Source organism: Candidatus Poribacteria bacterium, from assembly GCA_026702755.1.
Taxonomy (GTDB): domain Bacteria; phylum Poribacteria; class WGA-4E; order WGA-4E; family WGA-3G; genus WGA-3G.
Window position 1 is genome coordinate 23,196 of the sequence record JAPPBX010000023.1, and the last position, 17,863, is coordinate 41,058.

Here is a 17,863-nt window from a genome sequence, read left to right on the forward strand (position 1 = left end):
TAACGACTTCTCAAAAAAAGTTTGACATCAGCGGTTAAATTTGCTATAATTGTATAGTTAGGGACTAATCTATCGTTGCGCGATTTTAGCGGTCAAGATTTATAAAAAAGGACGCAAGAACAATGTTTGAAAGTTTGGGCGATCGCTTACAAAACACCCTGAAAAAAATCAAGGGGCAGGGAAAACTCACGGAGAGCAATATCTCTGATACGCTGCGTGAGGTGCGGCGCGCTTTTCTGGAAGCGGACGTTAACTATAAAGTTACGCGTGAGTTTATAGATCGAATTAAGGGACGTGCCCTTGGTCAAGAGGTGCTGGGTAGCCTTACGCCTGAGCTGCAGATCGCCCGGATCATCGGTGAAGAACTCACCCAATTGATGGGTAGCAAGGCGGAAAAGATTAACATTGCGCCGAGTGGTCCGACAGTAGTGATGCTTGCTGGGTTGCAAGGTGCTGGTAAAACGACGGTCGCGGCGAAACTGGCACTGAGGTTCCGTAAAGAGGGACGCAAACCGCTTCTCGTTGCTGCTGATGTATATCGACCCGCTGCCATTAAGCAGCTCCAAATTCTCGGTGAACAGACCGACACACCGGTGTTTTCGATGGGAACAGATGTTTCTCCGGTTGACATCGCGGAGGCATCTGTCGATGAGGCTTTGACGCACGGACATAACTGCGTTATTATTGACACTGCCGGACGTTTGCACATTGACGACACATTGATGGGTGAACTACGGCAAATCAAGGAGCGTGTTGAACCTACTGAAATCCTGCTGATTGTTGACGCAATGACAGGGCAGGATGCCGTAAATGTCGCCGAAAATTTCAACAGTGATTTGGAGATTGACGGTGTTATCCTCACTAAGATGGATGGGGATGCACGCGGTGGGGCAGCACTTTCGATTCGGCACATCACGCAGAAACCGATTAAGTTCATCGGGGTCGGTGAGAAAATTGAGGCAGCGGCATTAGAGGAGTTCCACCCGGAGCGAATGTCTTCGCGCATCCTCGGACAGGGTGATTTCCAAACGTTGCTTGAAAAAGCGGAAGAAGTTTTCAGCGAAGATCAGGCAAAAGAACTTGAACGTAAACTTACAGAGCAAAAAGGGTTAGATTTTGACGATTTCCTCACGCAACTGGAGCAGCTGAAAAATATGGGGCCCTTAGATCAATTGATGGATCTGATGCCCTTTAAGAATCAGTTGCCGGTTAAAAACCTTACACCGGATGAGAGCCATTTGCAAACGGCGAAGGCGATCATTCATTCAATGACACTTGAGGAACGAAAGAACCCTCGGTTATTAGATAGGAGTCGGAAGCTCCGCATTTCCAAAGGTAGCGGGACGACGGTGAATCAGATAAATATGCTGGTTTCACAACTCCAGATGATGAATCGTATGTTGAACCAGCAGGCGGCGATGGCAATGCCGCAGATGGGGCAGAAAATGGGCGCGCTTCCTCGTCCGAAGCGGAAGGCAGCGAGAAAACCCCGAAAACGGAAACGCCGCAGATAGCGATAGGTGAGTCCTTAGGGACTCGCTTTTCTTATAAACATAAACGCGGTCTGAATGCCATTAGGAGGTATTTTTTTGGCAGTTAGAATTAGATTACAACGACACGGTAGAAAAAAACGTCCGTTTTATCGACTCGTCGCGGCTGATGCACGTGCCCAGAGGGATGGCGTGTTTTTAGAACGCCTCGGTCATTACAATCCTATGACGGATCCGGCAGATGTTTTTATTGATGAAGAGAAAACCTTAAAATGGTTGAGAGAGGGCGCGCAACCCTCTGATACCGCAAAGCGTCTACTCAGTCAAAATGGAATTTTGATGAAATTCGAGTACGAAAGATTGGGAAAACCGATGCCAGGTCAGGAAGCCGCAGAAGAGATCGTGGAAGCGGACGAGTCCGAACCTACCGAGGCAAAAGAGGCAGAATCTGAAACGGAAATAGGTGATTCTGAAGAGACCGAGACACAGGTGGAAGCATCTGAATCCGCTGAAGAGGAAGAATAGCATCTGCTTTGATAGATTCCGAAACCGCAAGCAGCAGATATATCTACTGAAACCCGAAAGTCAACTATGTTCAAAGAATTGATTGAATACATCGTAAAATCTCTCGTTGATCATCCGGACCAGGTGGTGGTTAAAGAAGTCACCGGCGAAACGGTCGTTATTGTTGAGTTGACTGTCACGGAGGAGGATCTCGGGAAGATCATCGGTAGATATGGGCGGACGCTTAAAGCGATAAGAAGCGTCCTCTATACCGCGGGCTTGCAAGCGAATAAAAAGGTTATTCTTGAACTAATTGAACACCCCAGGTCAGAAGATGTGTAGCAGGGACAGGGTGGCTGCAGCGACTGAAATATAGAGCGTTGCTTCCAGCCTACATTAAGATGAAAATTGATGTTCTTGCCCTGTTTCCGGAGATAATCGCACCGGCGTTAGAGACGGGCATCCTCAAGCGCGTTCAGGAGACTGATAAACTCATCGTCAATCTCCATAACCTACGAGATTGGGCAACCGACAAACATAAGTCCGTTGATGATTATCCTTATGGCGGTGGGGCAGGGATGATTCTGAAACCGGAGCCTATTTTCGCAGCGATTGCGGCGTTGAACCCGGAGGTAGATGCACACGTTATCTACCTGACCCCGCAGGGTACCCCTTTGACACAGCGATTGGCGGAATCGCTCTCCTTGGAAACGCATCTCATTCTTTTGTGTGGACGTTACAAAGGCATTGATGAGCGAGTGCGTCACCAATTGGTAAAAACTGAAATCTCTATCGGAGACTATGTGTTGAGCGGTGGAGAGATCGCTGCACTCGTTTTAATTGATGCGATCGGTCGTGTACTCCCCGGTGCCCTCGGTGATTACGAATCCGCACACGTCGATTCGTTCAGTCATGAATTGTTGGACCACCCACACTATACGCGACCCGCTGAATTCGCAGGGATGGGTGTCCCTGAAGTGCTTTTGAGTGGACATCATGAGAATATTGAGAAGTGGCGGTATGCGGAGGCACTCAAACGTACCGCAAAGCACCGTCCAGATCTACTGCGGAAAATGGAACTGAACGAGGAAGATATCGAAATTCTCAAAACGGCAGGGTTGGTGGAGTAAACTAAAAATTTGATTCTTAGGTCTTTACGGGCTTGTAAATCTATATCAAGTAGATAACAGAATTTATATTATATTAACGCAAGTTGCTACTAATAGGTTTTGCACATTTCAGAAAGGGTTACGTCTCTTTTCCCACCCCGTAGGAGCGATGAACTTCGGAAAGCGGACGAGTCTGTTGAGAAGGTTTTCGTCTCTTTCTTCACCCCGTAGGGGTAATATGTCTATAGAAACTTCGTAGTGAGAATGAATAGGTGGCAGCTTGCGTTATATTTAAGGAGGAATAATAAGATGAACTTAATTGAATCTGTTGAAAATCAATATATGAAAAGCGACATTCCTGAGTTTGGACCTGGAGATATTGTCAAGGTGAACACCCGTATCCGAGAAGGACAGAAGGAACGAATTCAGGCTTACGAGGGAACCGTGATTCGTCGCCACCATGGTGGATTGAAAGAAACGTTTACGGTTCGCCGCGTTGCGTTCGGTGCTGGAAGTGAAAGGACGTTCCCGCTCCATTCGCCCAATATTGAGAGCATTGAGGTTGTTCGATACGGTGCTGTCCGACGCGCGAAATTGTATTACTTGCGTGAACGCACTGGAAGATCCGCACGCGTTAAAGAACGTAGAAGATGATCTGATGGAGATGAATGCTTTTGAGCTCGCTTGCCAACGAAGCGGCTACAAACGGATTGCAGGCATTGACGAGGCGGGCAGAGGTGCTCTGGCAGGTCCCGTCATTGCCGCTGCAGTCATCTTACCGATTCGTTGCGACATTAAAGGCTTGAAAGATTCAAAGCAATTGTCTCCGAAGCAACGTGCCCGCCTATTTGACGAAATCCACGATGTCGCTATGTCTGTAGGTGTCGGTGCCGCGGATCATCAGATGATTGATCGTTCAAATATCCTTAAGGCGACGCTGTTAGCGATGCAGGAAGCGGTTGAAAAACTAACCCCACAACCCGATTATCTGCTCGTTGATGGTTTGAATTTACCCGCAACGGGTATTGTGGGCGAGGCGATTCCGAAAGGCGATCGTCGAAGTTATTCTATCGCAGCAGCCTCCATTATCGCCAAAACCACCCGTGACCGACTCATGGTTGAAGCTGATTGTACCTATCCGAACTACGGGTTCCCGAAGCACAAAGGCTATCCTACCTCACAACATCGACAAGCGATTGCCCAATTTGGTGCGTCCGAGATTCATCGTCTCACCTTTAAACTCCTCCCTGATGATTAAACCTGTATACACTTAGGAGAGAACGAAAGACTTAAATGGATCGTTCACGCTTGAACATCGCAAAGATTGGTGAGTCGTTAGCAGCGAAGCATCTCAAGGCGCGTGGGTGTAAAATCCTTGCGCAGAACTATCGCGCGGGACGCGGCGAGATAGATATCATCGTACGAGATGGCGAATTTATCGTTTTTGTGGAAGTGAAAACGCGGCGGAGCCTCAGATTCGGCTTGCCGCAAGAGGCTGTAACCATCCAAAAACAGCGGCAGATCTCAAAGGTTGCTTTAGCATATCTGCAAGCTCAGAATCTCTTAGACGCGCCCTGCCGTTTTGATGTTATTGCCATTCACCTGTCCCCTCAACTTGAGTTGTTAAAACTTGAGCAGATCGAGAGTGCCTTCGCTTTTCAAGCCAAAACTGGATTTTGAAATGTTCTCATAACTTACAGGTCAGGAAACCGTAAAATCCGTTTCGCATTTCTGCCCATAATGTCTGCCAGTTCCGCTTCGGATATATCTGGTAGTAATTCTTCTATAACGGTAGTCAATTTACCATAACCCGGTTCTTCCAATATCCATGGAAAATCGGTTGCCCACATCAATCGTTTTGCCCCAAATCCAGTCAGAAGTCCCCGGTGCCATCCCGCCAAATCTTTATAGGGGAATTCTTCACTGCTAAAGGCGTACTGGCCGGAGAGATGCACGTTAACATTCTCAAAGCGGGCAAGTCGATAGGTGGTGTGCATAGTGAGATTGTACCCTGTCACCTGTATCTGAGGTCTCCCGAATTCGTCCCAGCTAAATTTGCCTTTTCCGGGGCACACAGCGAGATGGTTTAGCACAACACGAACCTGTGGGAATTCTTGTATCAGGTATGGCAGGAGGTGTGCATTGATAGCGTTCGGATAGAGCCATAGGACATAATCGCGTTCGGCAGCACACTTCCAGATCGGATACGCCGCGAACTCACGAACATCCATCTTCGCAAAAATATCACGCGGTCCCCCAAATGTAGAAAATCGGAATCCGATAATCCCGGTGTTATCTGTGAGTTCCGCCATGTGGTCAACAGGGTTCGGATGTCCCTCTGGGACCAATCCAATCCCTAAAAACCGATTCGGATATGCTTTGAGACAACGTAGCAGATAACGATGGTTCTCTATACTCGCGCCAGCCATCTGGACAAGGACTGCCTGATCGATCTGGTGTTTCTCCATTTCGCCTAACAACTTTTCGACAGGTTCTTCCCGTTCTGCGGGCCAAACGTCTGATATCTCCCGCGGAAACTCGGAGGAGGCTTTTGTGAAGACGTGCAGATGTGCATCGATTCGTGGCATTATGATAACCCTCCTTTGATTAGCCGTCCAAACTAAACAGTTTGCGGCGTTCCGGGGTCTGGCAGTATTCCGAGATAGATGCATACTGTTGCGGTCCAATACGTCCGGGTGTTCGTTTTTCGTAAATCAGGATAATGGATTTACGCGGCACATCGGAATGGTTGTCCATCGAAACGTGCCAGCCACACGAATTGAACATAATCGCTGTGCCTGCTTTACCGGGGAAAGTTTTGTGCCCGGTCATACTTTCTTGCCGCATCGGGCGCGTGTAGGGACCCGAACCCGGTTTATGACTGCCCGGCACAAATCCGAATTCCCCACCTCCCTGTTCGACATCGTTGACGTAGATTTGTACTTTGATGTGGAGTGGATTGTCATATCCCACATCGGGATGCCATCCGGTATAACTCACGGGCCACGGTGCCACCGTACGAACCTGAGGACCCAATAGAATCAGGTCGTTATCTGTGAACTCCATCAACGCGCCGTAGTAGCTTGGATAGTCGATAATATCAATGAAGATAGGGTCCTTTTCAAGCGGATTCGGGATGTCATAGAAGGTTGCGACGGATTCCCCTGCCTCAACTCTGTCCAGCCATTCTTCCTTGCATGCGTCTGCCCAATGGTCGAAAGCGGTTTGGAGTCGTTTGAGGTCTTCCCCTTGAATTGCGTTTTCAAAGACGAGATACCCTTCTTCTTCCCACTGTTTCTTTTCTGCTGGTGTTGGTAGAATCATGATCTCCCTCTCTTGACGTATTAGGATGATGTGAGCAGGCGACAACGGCAGCCTGCGGCTCTTAAAAGAAAAACGTTATAGGCCCAAAAACTATCTTTGTACGCTTTGCGCCAAATTAAGAAACGCGGCCCCTGCCCGCGATTTTCCAGATTGTCTCAACTTTATTATCTCTCACACCTACCAGTTCATCGTGGAGATTACTCGTCATCCCTTGGTGTAGTGGGATAACAGAGAGTTGTTCCCCAACCTTAAATCGGTGTGAGCATTCACTGACATTGACATGCCCATGTTCGACCGACATGCCGTAAATCTTAGCGTCGGGATGTTCAATGGTATGTCCATAAGGCGTTGGTGGATAACTGGCAAAGGTCTTCATCCCGCCATCAATAATAATCCGCTCAGGTGTCGGCGTGCTGACAACGGTTGTAATAACACGCAACACACACCTTTCGGGCGTTAGCATTTCTGAACTCCCGATTCGCGTCAAGCCTTCGTAGACATAAGAACCGCTACGGGTCTCTGTACAGCCGATCTCTTTTGATGCCGCTTCCGAACCTGTGCCGCCACCACTGATGATATTTACAGGAATCCCGTCGTTTGAGAGCAGGTCAAGCGTTTCTTCGATAAACGGCTTCGCTCGGATGTTGCTCGGATACGTCATCACACCTTGGAAGTCGATGCCTCGCATTTTCATAATCTGCTGTGCGAGGTGTTGTGCTGCTTGCGGTGATTGTACACCGCAACGTCCACTGCCGGTGTCGAGTTCCACGATAACAGGCACAACACAACTGTCAGCAATCGCTTGTTCAGAGATACCGGTTGCTGTCTCTTCCGAATCGAGTGCGACGATAACCTTGGCGCGTTTGGTGAGTGCTGTCAATCGCTTCAGTTTCGGTTTTCCGACAATGTTATAGGGGATAAGGATGTTGTCAACGCCGTCATCCACCATCGCCTCTGCTTCGCCTAACTTCTGGCAGGTGATACCTTGGGAACCGGCGGCGACCTGTAATTTAGCGATTTCCGGCACCTTATGCGTTTTGGTATGAACCCGCAGTGGAATACCGACCTGCTCGCAGTGCTGTGCCATTCCGTTGATGTTCCGCTCAAGCACATCCAGATCGGCAACAAGGGTCGGCGTGTCTAAGTCAGTTATGTTCATAGTTTCCTCGTGGTGTAGACTATGGATTTCTACGCTTAATTTACCTTTTGTGCATTTTTCTGTCAAGCATTCAGGTTACGATGGTTTGTCCTTGAACTTTTCTCAGAAATGGATATAATAGGTATGCTTCCCAAGCGGATACCATTTGGAGGAATGGTTGTCAGTTTGTCTCGCAGTGAAAGTTATTGATTTTAACCATCAACTCGTGTTTTCATAGAGGTCAGAATGTCAAAAGTTATTTTTCTTACGATTTTCGTTTTTAGTGTTGCGAATGTATCCAGTGCCCAAGAAAATATAGCACAACAGGTATATGCTATTTTTCAACAAAACTGTCTTGGCTGTCACGGAAAGGGCGGTGCATTTACTGAAGAATTGATTATGGAGTATCCGGAGTTGATCAATTCCGGTGCAGTTATACAGGGAGATCCAGAGGCCTCAGAACTCTATAAAAGGCTACTTGGCAATACCGATCGGGGACAGCAGATGCCACTTGGACAACCCCCGCTCACACCTGCTGCTATCAATACAATTCACCGCTGGATTGCAGAAGGCGCACCTGATTGGGAAACCCAACACGATATAAATTTCATCTCACCCACAGCGATGCTAAATAGCATCAAAACCCATCTCGAAGCGTTGAACCCTTTTGACAGGGTTTTCGCACGCTACTTTACCCTAACACATCTCCATAACGCAGGCGAAACACCAGAAACACTACACGCATACCAAACCGCATTCTCCAAACTTGCTAACAGTCTATCATGGGAGGCAGAGATTCACAACCCGCAGCCGATTGGAAACCACCACATTTTCTATATTGACCTGCGAGATTATGGTTGGGATGTTACCGAGGCGTGGACACACATTGAGGCTGTCTATCCATACCCCTACGGATTCGGATTACCTGTCTACGAAACATTGCAACAACTCACAGACAGCAATGTCCCCTATGTTTATATGGACTGGTTTATCGCAAACGCCGCCCGTCCACCACTCTACCACGATATTCTCGATTTACCCGATACCGATAGCCAACTCGAACGCAGACTGGAAGTAGACGTTGTTGAAAACCTATTCAACGCACCCGGCGAACGCGTTTGGCGCGCCGGTTTCAACAAGTCCGGTGTCTCTAATCACAATCGTGTCGTAGAACGACATCTGTCGAAATACGGCGCATACTGGAAAAGTTATGATTTCGCAGGCAGTGCAAGCATACAGAACATCTTCACACACCCGCTCAATTTTAGGCATGACGGCGGCGAGATTGTTTTTAATTTACCCAACGGGCTACAAGGCTATTACCTCGCGGACGCAAACGGCGAGCGACTCGATGCCGCACCCATTGACATCGTTTCAGACCCCAAAGCCGATGACCCAACCGTCCGTAACGGGATTTCCTGTATCGGCTGCCATACCGAAGGCATGAAAACCTTTGAAGATACTGTCCGAGCGGCTATTGAGCAGAACCCCAACCCGCTTTTTGACAAAGGGCATGCCTTAAGTCTTTACATTGAACAGGCAGTTATGGACACCTTCGTACAAGAGGATACGGACCGCTACCGAACAGCTCTCGAAAAAACAGGGGCGGGCTTTGGTGGGGTTGAGCCTGTACATCGCTTTCACGAGGCTTTCTTTTCACCCCTGACCGCTCACCATGCTGCCGCCGCGGTCGGCTTGGAGACGCAAACATTTTTGGAGTATATACAAGAGAAACCGAGGCTACAGAATTTAGGGTTATCTTCGCTTGCAACCCCCAACGGCACAATCAAACGCGATGCATGGACACAACATTTTGCTGAAATCGTGTTTACTATCAACGACACGGAAACAATATTAACAACGGGAATTTACTCTTATATACAAGATTCACACCTACGCGCCGCAATTAAAAAAGAATTAGGAAAAGACAATCTATCCACACTCACGCCAGAGGATATGCAACAACTGAAATTCTTATACCTACAAGATTTGGGGATACGCAGCCTGTCAGGGCTTGAGGCTGCAATAAACCTTGTAGAATTGAACATAGACAGAAATCCCATATCCAGTATAGGGCCCCTCGCAAACCTAACAAATTTGCGTCTCTTTTCTGCTACCGGAGCGGGCATATTCGACCTCACCCCCTTAGCCAACCTAACGAAACTGGAAACCTTAGATCTCAAGGAAAATAAAATATCGGATATATCGCCAGTAGCTGCCCTAATACAGCTGAAACGCCTATTTTTAGGAGGTAATAAAATATCAGATGTATCGCCTATCGCAAATTTAACCCAACTAAAATGGGGCGATCTTAGACGTAATGATATTTCTGACTTTTCACCTTTAGACACATTACTTCAAAGCACATCTATAATCCTGTTCAAAAATCCTGGCTTCCCCAGCGGAGGCCCTAAAATAGAGAAACCGTTGTTATGGGTGACCGTCCCTGCTGAAAAAGACCTCTGGGGATTTCCAAAGCTTGCTGTATCACAAAAAGACCTACTCTCCGCTGCAAGCAGCAATCTCGTGACAGAAATTGAAATATCTACGAATGGTGCAACAGAGGGGGAAAGTGTTGGAAACAATGTTTGGAGAGTTGGTGAACTGGATGGAGACGCTATTGGCAACATTAACACAATGCTACGTGACAACGGAATAAATCCACCCGATATTCCTGACTACGCTATCTATTTATGCTATACTTTCTATTCTACCAGCGAACAAAATACAAAGTTGTTTCTCGGAAGCGACTTTGAATCAAAAACGTGGCTTAACGGAACACTTATTAACAAAAACGCAGGATACTACGGACATCCGGATTACCAAACTTTTTTGCCAATCACACTCAAACAAGGGAAAAATGTTTTGCTTATTGCTGTTGCTAATAATGAAGGAGATGCGTGGGGCATTTACTTTGGATTTGCACCTGACACAGAATATACAACGATTCCACCCTACGATGTGAACCGAGACGGACAGATAAACATTTTAGACCTGGTACTGGTAGCAGATGCGTTCGGTAAAAACACGACACAAACGGATATTAACGGCGACGGCGTTGTCAACATCCTGGATTTAGTTATGATTGCAAATGAGATGTAAAACAATTCTAAGCATTCCGCCACCCACTACTACGGCCATAAACGACGCTATAAACAACTTGTGTTGAGAATTGTCTGTTGCGGGACTGTGGCAATTCCCTACGCTGGATGCGCAGCACAATGCCGCTCCGAATAAGCGCATAGACCCGCATAATTTTATTTTTCTGGGGTTGCTGCTTTCCAAAGGTCATCTGAAAACCCTCTTGAAAAATGCACGAGGTCTTCCCCATGCACACCGATAACAAAACAATTCTTATTTTTCTGCAGCCGAGAAAACTATTAAAAGGGAGAATTTAATAAATTGAAACGATTGATTGTAGGAATAACCGGCGCGAGTGCGGGGGTATATGGCGTTCGCCTGCTTGAGGTGCTCACAAAGCACGAGGATATCGAGGTCCATCTAACGATTTCTTCATCTGGAGCGCGCGCCTTGTCGGAGGAACTTCAGATTGAAGTTGACCTCGACGATTTCAAATTGGAGTCACTCATCGGTATCTCTTCACCGCGCGTTGTTTACCACCACGAATCAGACATCGCCGCGCCGATTGCCAGTGGTTCTTTCCGAACTGAGGGGATGATTGTAGCACCTTGTAGTATGGGTAGCGTTGCTTCCATTGCCGGGGGTATGTCTCGCAACCTTATCCAACGTGCTGCGGATGTGTGTATCAAGGAGAATCGTAAACTCGTGCTTGTCCCGCGCGAAACGCCCTTAAGTTCAATTCATTTGGAGAACATGCTCAAATTGTCACGTATGGGGGTTTGTGTGTTGCCAGCGATGCCGGGGTTCTATCACTACCCAAAAAATGTGGACGATCTACTCAACTTCATTGTCACAAAAATCTTGGATCAGTTCGGCATAGATACGAAGCTTATTCAGAGGTGGAAAGAATAGATTTTTTAATGAGGACTTACGCAGAGAGCGAATATTTGGAGGAAAGGATGGAAGACCGGAAGAATGGAAGGATGGGACCCCAATCTTCCGATTCTATAAAGAAAGGAAAGAATTTTGCGTAAGCCCTATTCCTTTTAGGTATAGCTATCTATTTCTGTTCTACCCGACTGTGATGTCTCTGCCACAGCCACCATAGCAGTGCCGGAATAACGTTGAGTGCTGCCATTCCCCATAGGATATCCTGTAGTTGAAACCGATCTAACAACGCACCCGTGATCAGTGCGCTGGCACCACCCATGAGTGTGAAAAGGGCAAACTCGGTGCCGAAGATGCGCCCTCGAATCTCGTTCGGGGCGCGTTGGAGCAGCAATTGCGTTGAAAATACCCATGCAATTCCACCGCCGATGCTCCTGACAAGACCACCGAAAAGCACAACGCCAAAGTTAAAAAGGGTAGCGGTAATCGCTATTCCGATTGAGGCGATCACGTAGCCCCAACTAATGCTTATCCTGAGCGGTTTGTCTCGGTCCCCGGTCCAACGCCGAGCAAAAATCGGTCCGATGCCACTGCCGATGCCGTTCATACAGTACATTGCTCCTAAACTGAGCGCGCCACCGACCCCGATAACGAAATAATTTTTGGCGATTTCAACCAGTATGATCTGAACGCCGGTAGACATGAGAAGGGATATCGCTGCCTTGTGCAGTGCTATGAAGAGGATGTCAGGATGCTGCAGCATATAACGCAACGCGGTTAACTTCGCACGTCCGGGCGTTCCTGACGTTTCCGACGATGTTCGCGGCAGTCTAATCTTAAGCAGGAGTGCCCCTGAAATAGCAAAAGTGAATCCGTCAATAACGAAGGCTGTCTGACTCCCAAAAAGTCCCGTTGTTAAGCCACCGATGGCGGCACCGACAGCGAGCATGACCGACCACGTCGCGGCACCGAGTGTGTTAGCCGTGCCGAGTTCTTGTGGCGAGGTAATATCTGGGAGGATCGCGCTCCGGGCGGGACTGAAGAAACCGCTTACGCCGAACAGAAGCACCGTGAGAGCATAAAGTAACCAGATGTCGCTCGCGTCTCGGACATAGAGAAACCCGAGAACGACAACGGCACGCACGAGGTCGGTGATGATTAACAGATGTTTTCGGTTGTAGCGGTCGGCACATATCCCCGCGAGTGGCGCGACGGCAAATGGAGCCAGCATTCGGATTGTAAACAGAATGCCTAACGCGAGACCAGAACCCGTCAACTCAGCAATCAATATCGCAGAAGCGATAAGGTTAAACCAATCCCCAAGCAGGCTGACCACCTGTCCACCCCAGAGCCAGCGGAAGTTGGGATTCTGTCGCATGAGTTGAAGATAGCCGACCGATTCTCCAGTATAACCGGTCGGTTCATTGGTTTTTCGCTGACGATCTATCGCAGACTTTATTGGGGTGCGTTCCTGTTTAGACAATTACAGACCCCATCGTTCGTTGATCGGTTTCTGGTAAACTTCGATGTTGCCTGCTACGACCTCCTCGTAATCTACCGCCTGCCCACAAGCATTAGATTCATATATCGCTTCACAAATCGATTTCGCACGTAGTCCGACCTCAGCATCGAGTTCGGGTGGACGGTCGTTCCCTATGGCATCCACGAAATCGTAGCATTCGAGCACCACACCGTCGGTAAAGTTGTGTGGGAAAAGCCTCGCTGCCTGTTCGTCTGAGAGACTCGCCATATATTCCTGAATAAGGCTTTCCATGCTATGGTGGGTTCCATCTTTGAGGATGACTTCCGCGCCATCAAAGGGACCGTGGAAGATGTCGCCATCATCGAGCAGGCAGCCCTCGCTACCGTGGTAAACGACATGATGGAAGCCGTGTCCAACTGCTGCCCATGTACAAGTCCAGAGTCCGATAACACCGTTTTTGAAGTTGATGGTTGCTACCCAAGTATCCTCTTGTTCGTTCTTGACGAGCTCCCCTGCCTTGGTAACTTGCAAATCCTCAAATTGGCAGACGCGTCCGTACACGGTGCTTGGATCACCAAAGAGATAGCGGATGGTATCACAATAGTGCGCGCCGGAATCCATCACCATACCACCACCACCGAGCGTTAAGTCGAGTCGCCAATGCCATTGGCTTTGCGGATCTGGTGCCCGATAGCTGGCGTGTTGTGCAGCAAACATCCGTAAATCTCCGAGCATCTGTTTTTCGTTCATCAACCATTCCGCTGTCCGTCGACTCGGCATCCGACGAATATTTTCAGCGGTTGCAGCGATTTTGTTATTCGCTTTCGCTGCAGCGATAATCGCGTGGCTCGCTTTGACGGTAACGCCCATCGGTTTTTCTACCATGACGTTGACACCGTTGTTGAGGCACTTTATCGCGTTGATATGATGGTGCGCGTGCGAGGTGCAGATGTCTGCCCCGTCTAAGTCCGCTGTTGCGAGCATTACGTCGGTATCATCGAACACCGCTGGCTTTTTACCTGTCACATCTTTAACTCGGTTTGCGAAGTCGTCTGCGCGTTCTTTGACTTCGTCGCACATCGCGACGAGTTCCACTTTTCCGGGTTCTGTTTGATGTATTGTGAGATAAGCGTTGAGATGTCCGTTTGCCATCCCACCGCATCCGATAATTGCAATTTGAACCGCCATGATTTTCCCCTCTTTGGTAAAAATGTGTGATGTGGTATATTAGCATAGATGTGTTTTTTTAGCAAATTAAGGCACTTTTTTAGGAGCTCTGGGGGCGGCTTCTATATACCGCTAATGGCTGGAAAGTGTGTCGCAGCGTCTCTAATTTAATTTGACAAAGCGGTTTCTGTTGTATAATATATATCCGTTGTTTACTTGGGTGATTTCATTTCTTGGATCACGATGTCAACTTAACTTATTTTCAAGGTGCTGAGTTGAGAATTCCATTATTAAACCTATTTAAAAAATATGATCAAAAGGTGGGGCAGCCCCCCGGAACCCTTGTTTATCTTGGCGAAGAGCCAACGGAACCTGTTCGGATTACTATCATTGATTACGATGAAACACGCCTTCACGAAGAGGAAGTCCAAACAGTTGAGGCGTGCATACCTTTCATAGATACTGAGACTGTAACATGGATTCAGATTGAGGGGATTCATGAGATACCTATCATTGAAGAGATTGGGGAGTGTTTTGGTGTTGATCCTCTTTTGCTTGAGGATTTGATGAATCCAACCCAACTTCCCAAGATAGAGGTTCGTGAAGACTATGTCTTCATTCTTCTTAAAAATCTCGACTATAACACTGCATCCGCAACGGTCTCCAGAAAACAGATTAGTTTTATCATCGGTCCTAATTTTGTCTTGTCCCTCCAAGAAAACTATAGCGAAATCTTCACATCTATCCAAAATAGACTCCGAAATGCGCAAGGCAGGATTCGACGAATGCGGTCCGACTACCTTGCCTATACATTAATAGATGTTATTGTTGACAATTACTTCATAGTCTTAGATAAGATTGGCGAGCGGGTTGAATCGCTGGAAGAAGAAGCTATCACGAACGCTACACCGGAAGTTCTCACGAAAATCAATATTTTAAGAAAGGAACTTCTGCTTCTGCGTAGACCGATTCTCCCGCTGCGGGACGTTATTGACGAGATTTTACATGAGGAAATCCCCCTACTTGATGAAAACACACATCTGTACTTTCGCGACGTTCATGACAATCTAATTCAGGTGATCCAAATGTTAGAGATGATCCGATCAGCTGTTTCAGGGTTGTTTGATGTCTATACTTCGGCAGTTAGCCATAGGATGAATGAAGTGATGAAGGTATTGACTATCGTCGCTACGTTCTTTATTCCTTTGACCTTCATCGCCGGTATTTATGGGATGAATTTCAAATTCATGCCTGAGCTTGAAACACCGTGGGGATATCCTATTGTTCTGTTAGTTATGTTAGGTATTGGCATCGGCATGTTTGTCTTCTTCAAATTCAGAAAGTGGCTCTGAATTTTTAGATAGGGTGCTACAGCGGTGTTGTGTCAGTATCTGTTTGTTGATTGTTAAAAAGGAGTTGTGTTGTGAAAATTTTAAATCCTATACTTTACGCACTTCGGCTCGGAGTGTTTCTTTTGGTAACCTCTTCGCTCCTGATATTCAGTAGTTGTGACGAGTATGAAAGTTGGACAAACGATCCACCCGAAATCAATACGTTCACTGTTCCAAAAGAGGTGCGCTATGGGGAAAGCGTTGAACTTAAAGTCGGTGTTTCCGATCCTGAGAACGACGAATTAACTTATACATGGGAAGTATCTGCCGGAACATTGATTGGAGAAGACGGAGCAGAAGTTCAGTGGATAGCTCCTGAACTCCGGGATTCAGAAATCGCACCGGACCAAGCGGTTACGGTTCATGTATCTGTCAGAGATAAGGGGGAGGAGACTGTTTCAAAGTCTGCCGCAATTATCGTCTTTTCAAAATCATACAGAGTCGCTGAGGCACTCAGCGGCGTTTATGAACTCGTCCGGACCCAATTAGCCGGTGAAACAACTGAAGCCTTCGGATCAATGCGGCTAACAACAGCAACATTTACCAGAGAATACCAGAGTAACAATGCGTTTTTCTTCGGTTCGTATAAATTGATTGAACCCTTTGACGAGAGAAAAGGGACGATCTATTGGTTCTCTGATGGGAGTACCCAACCGATTGTGAGTACTTATACGTGGGACGGTGAATTATTAGTCCTTTTTTGGACTGCCACCTCCACCGGACATATCTACCAAAAACTGAATTAACACTTATGCGTTTTTTGCGCGCTGAGGTTAATAAAATCTATGGAGAGCGCGTACATTAAAAGGGAGCAGATAGTGAAAATAAATTTACGTTTCAATCTATTGGGACTTTTGATTATTACTTTCATCTATGGATCGTATATGTCAGGTTTTTGCGCAGAAAATGAGCGGATCACCGCCGAAGTCAATGGTCGTCCGAAAAAGTACGACGTTATTGAAACAAAACGCTACGAGATTGTTGAAGTCGAGGATTCACCCATTACACCGGATGCCCTGAAGTCTGTCGCAGAGCAAGCCGTAGTTGATGCTGAAAAAGACGCAGCGGCGCATCTTAATAGAACTTTGTGGTTTAGTACGGGATGTTTTTTTCCATTGGTCGGTCCTATTTTCTCGCAGCGCTACCAACCTTTTATGCCGACTGCCCGCGTTCTCGGTAAATCCCCTCAATATGTCGCTTTCTACTATGATGCCTATAAGATTAAAACGAAAAAACTTCAGTATAATTGGGCATTAGCGGGTTGTCTCATTGGTGCCCCTATAGAGATATATTTAATCACACTTTTGTACAGGCACACTCGGGATTAAGCAGGATGATAGCGCACAAGAGACGAAAAGAACTGATAAGAATTAAATACCTAAAGCTCTATTTACCGTGACCGTTCTGGGTTGAGGGGGAAAATGAAAAACATAATAGAGGTACTGTTAATTTACTTTAACAGGACCGGAGTGAAAAGGTTGTCTCTGATTTTCATCGGAATCGTTGGCTTAATTCTGCTGGCAATACCCGCGTATTCACAGTTTGCAGATTTACCACACGATGCAAAAACATTGGATATCGGTGTAAATGGCGACGGGGCTTCGCAGACGCTTAGCTTAACGGTTGTCGTACCGCTTCGTAGCATTAACGGCTGGGCAGGTGTCTTTGGTTCGCGCGCTTCGGGTGAAGGAGAAGTGCTTTCTGAAATCGCCAAGGCACGCGTACAGGGCGGTTTTCGCATAGGCACATTCGGTATTGAGGCGTTTACGGATTTAGAGCGTAACATTACCAAAGGCAGTGCCCTGACATCCCAAATTGGCAGTTATATCCGTCCTGCGATTTATGAAAGAGGAACGCTCCGCGTATCTGGTGGTATTGGTGCTTTCCTTGAAAATATCCAACCCCACAAAGACCTTGTGCTAACGAGATTCGATCCCACGACATTTCGGTGGTTGGCGTTTTCATCGATCGGATGGCGGAGACTCAATACAGTGTTAAAATTTACGCCACAAATCGGCTTCAAAAACTTCAAGTTTTCAGCGGAACCTGCTATCACGTTTAGCCTGTCCACGCGATTAAGCTTGCGCTTAAGTGGCTCTATGACCTATAATAGTGAACCATTGACAGAGAATTGGCATTACAAATATTTATCCATATTACGTGTTACGTTGTAAGAATTAGGACTTACGCAATTTGCTGATGAGTACCTCCGGCCCGCACGCCGCTGGCGAGGTTTCAAACCTCGCCAGCAAGGGTGCTGCGTAAATCCTGAGAATGTAATGCCTTGC

Annotated in this window: 18 protein-coding genes and 1 pseudogene; 13 read left to right on the forward strand and 6 right to left on the reverse strand. The window is 47.2% G+C overall.

Annotated features, from left to right (window positions below; translation table 11 throughout):
- Positions 1 to 122 precede the first annotated feature (122 nt).
- From ffh to OXH39_04415, 7 genes and pseudogenes are all read left to right on the forward strand, one after another.
- On the forward strand, positions 123 to 1,514 hold the full coding sequence (ffh, locus tag OXH39_04385; protein MCY3549676.1) for a signal recognition particle protein: 1,392 nt from the start codon (positions 123 to 125) through the stop codon (positions 1,512 to 1,514).
- Between the two features lie 75 nt (positions 1,515 to 1,589).
- Positions 1,590 to 1,838 (forward strand): annotated as a pseudogene (gene rpsP / locus OXH39_04390) (30S ribosomal protein S16).
- 243 nt (positions 1,839 to 2,081) lie between these two features.
- On the forward strand, positions 2,082 to 2,336 hold the full coding sequence (locus OXH39_04395; protein ID MCY3549677.1) for a KH domain-containing protein: 255 nt from the start codon (positions 2,082 to 2,084) through the stop codon (positions 2,334 to 2,336).
- A 59-nt stretch (positions 2,337 to 2,395) separates the two neighbouring features.
- Positions 2,396 to 3,124, forward strand: coding sequence for a tRNA (guanosine(37)-N1)-methyltransferase TrmD (gene trmD / locus OXH39_04400; protein ID MCY3549678.1), 729 nt, complete (start codon positions 2,396 to 2,398; stop codon positions 3,122 to 3,124).
- 288 nt (positions 3,125 to 3,412) lie between these two features.
- Entirely contained in the window at positions 3,413 to 3,757 is a 345-nt protein-coding gene (gene rplS / locus OXH39_04405) for a 50S ribosomal protein L19 (GenBank protein ID MCY3549679.1), read from the forward strand.
- Between the two features lie 4 nt (positions 3,758 to 3,761).
- Positions 3,762 to 4,361, forward strand: a complete 600-nt coding sequence (locus OXH39_04410) for a ribonuclease HII (protein MCY3549680.1) — start codon at positions 3,762 to 3,764, stop codon at positions 4,359 to 4,361.
- Positions 4,362 to 4,396: 35 nt separating this feature from the next.
- Positions 4,397 to 4,783, forward strand: coding sequence for a YraN family protein (locus tag OXH39_04415; protein ID MCY3549681.1), 387 nt, complete (start codon positions 4,397 to 4,399; stop codon positions 4,781 to 4,783).
- 14 nt (positions 4,784 to 4,797) lie between these two features.
- Here OXH39_04415 and OXH39_04420 read toward each other — a convergent pair whose 3' ends face one another.
- From OXH39_04420 to OXH39_04430, 3 genes are all read right to left on the reverse strand, one after another.
- Positions 4,798 to 5,691, reverse strand: a complete 894-nt coding sequence (locus tag OXH39_04420; GenBank protein MCY3549682.1) for an amidohydrolase family protein — start codon at positions 5,689 to 5,691, stop codon at positions 4,798 to 4,800.
- Between the two features lie 19 nt (positions 5,692 to 5,710).
- Entirely contained in the window at positions 5,711 to 6,427 is a 717-nt protein-coding gene (locus OXH39_04425; protein MCY3549683.1) for a phytanoyl-CoA dioxygenase family protein, read from the reverse strand.
- Between the two features lie 115 nt (positions 6,428 to 6,542).
- Positions 6,543 to 7,586, reverse strand: a complete 1,044-nt coding sequence (locus tag OXH39_04430) for an alanine racemase (protein ID MCY3549684.1) — start codon at positions 7,584 to 7,586, stop codon at positions 6,543 to 6,545.
- A gap of 225 nt (positions 7,587 to 7,811) precedes the next feature.
- On the opposite strand from OXH39_04430, the gene OXH39_04435 reads away from it, so the two are divergent.
- On the forward strand, positions 7,812 to 10,667 hold the full coding sequence (locus tag OXH39_04435) for a leucine-rich repeat domain-containing protein (protein MCY3549685.1): 2,856 nt from the start codon (positions 7,812 to 7,814) through the stop codon (positions 10,665 to 10,667).
- A 7-nt stretch (positions 10,668 to 10,674) separates the two neighbouring features.
- Here OXH39_04435 and OXH39_04440 read toward each other — a convergent pair whose 3' ends face one another.
- Positions 10,675 to 10,857 carry a hypothetical protein gene (locus tag OXH39_04440; protein ID MCY3549686.1) on the reverse strand — a complete coding sequence of 61 codons (183 nt, stop codon included), beginning with the start codon at positions 10,855 to 10,857 and terminating at the stop codon, positions 10,675 to 10,677.
- A 110-nt stretch (positions 10,858 to 10,967) separates the two neighbouring features.
- Here OXH39_04440 and OXH39_04445 point away from each other — a divergent pair, with 110 nt between their 5' ends.
- Positions 10,968 to 11,558 carry a UbiX family flavin prenyltransferase gene (locus OXH39_04445; protein MCY3549687.1) on the forward strand — a complete coding sequence of 197 codons (591 nt, stop codon included), beginning with the start codon at positions 10,968 to 10,970 and terminating at the stop codon, positions 11,556 to 11,558.
- 148 nt (positions 11,559 to 11,706) lie between these two features.
- On the opposite strand, the gene OXH39_04450 is transcribed toward OXH39_04445, so the two are convergent.
- On the reverse strand, positions 11,707 to 13,017 hold the full coding sequence (locus OXH39_04450) for an MFS transporter (protein MCY3549688.1): 1,311 nt from the start codon (positions 13,015 to 13,017) through the stop codon (positions 11,707 to 11,709).
- The gene (locus tag OXH39_04455) at positions 13,018 to 14,205 is read right to left on the reverse strand and encodes a Gfo/Idh/MocA family oxidoreductase (GenBank protein ID MCY3549689.1); all 1,188 of its coding nucleotides are present in this window, start codon (positions 14,203 to 14,205) and stop codon (positions 13,018 to 13,020) included.
- A 254-nt stretch (positions 14,206 to 14,459) separates the two neighbouring features.
- On the opposite strand from OXH39_04455, the gene corA reads away from it, so the two are divergent.
- The 4 genes from corA (at position 14,460) to OXH39_04475 (ending at position 17,749) form a co-directional block, all read left to right on the forward strand.
- The gene (gene corA, locus OXH39_04460) at positions 14,460 to 15,536 is read left to right on the forward strand and encodes a magnesium/cobalt transporter CorA (GenBank protein ID MCY3549690.1); all 1,077 of its coding nucleotides are present in this window, start codon (positions 14,460 to 14,462) and stop codon (positions 15,534 to 15,536) included.
- A 71-nt stretch (positions 15,537 to 15,607) separates the two neighbouring features.
- Positions 15,608 to 16,321: a hypothetical protein gene (locus tag OXH39_04465; GenBank protein ID MCY3549691.1), complete on the forward strand. Its 714-nt coding sequence runs from the start codon at positions 15,608 to 15,610 to the stop codon at positions 16,319 to 16,321.
- Between the two features lie 72 nt (positions 16,322 to 16,393).
- A complete protein-coding gene (locus tag OXH39_04470; GenBank protein ID MCY3549692.1) occupies positions 16,394 to 16,903 on the forward strand; it encodes a hypothetical protein in 510 nt (169 codons plus the stop codon).
- A 93-nt stretch (positions 16,904 to 16,996) separates the two neighbouring features.
- Positions 16,997 to 17,749 (forward strand): hypothetical protein, encoded by a 753-nt coding sequence (locus OXH39_04475; GenBank protein MCY3549693.1) that lies wholly within the window; start codon positions 16,997 to 16,999, stop codon positions 17,747 to 17,749.
- The last annotated feature ends 114 nt before the right edge of the window (positions 17,750 to 17,863 follow it).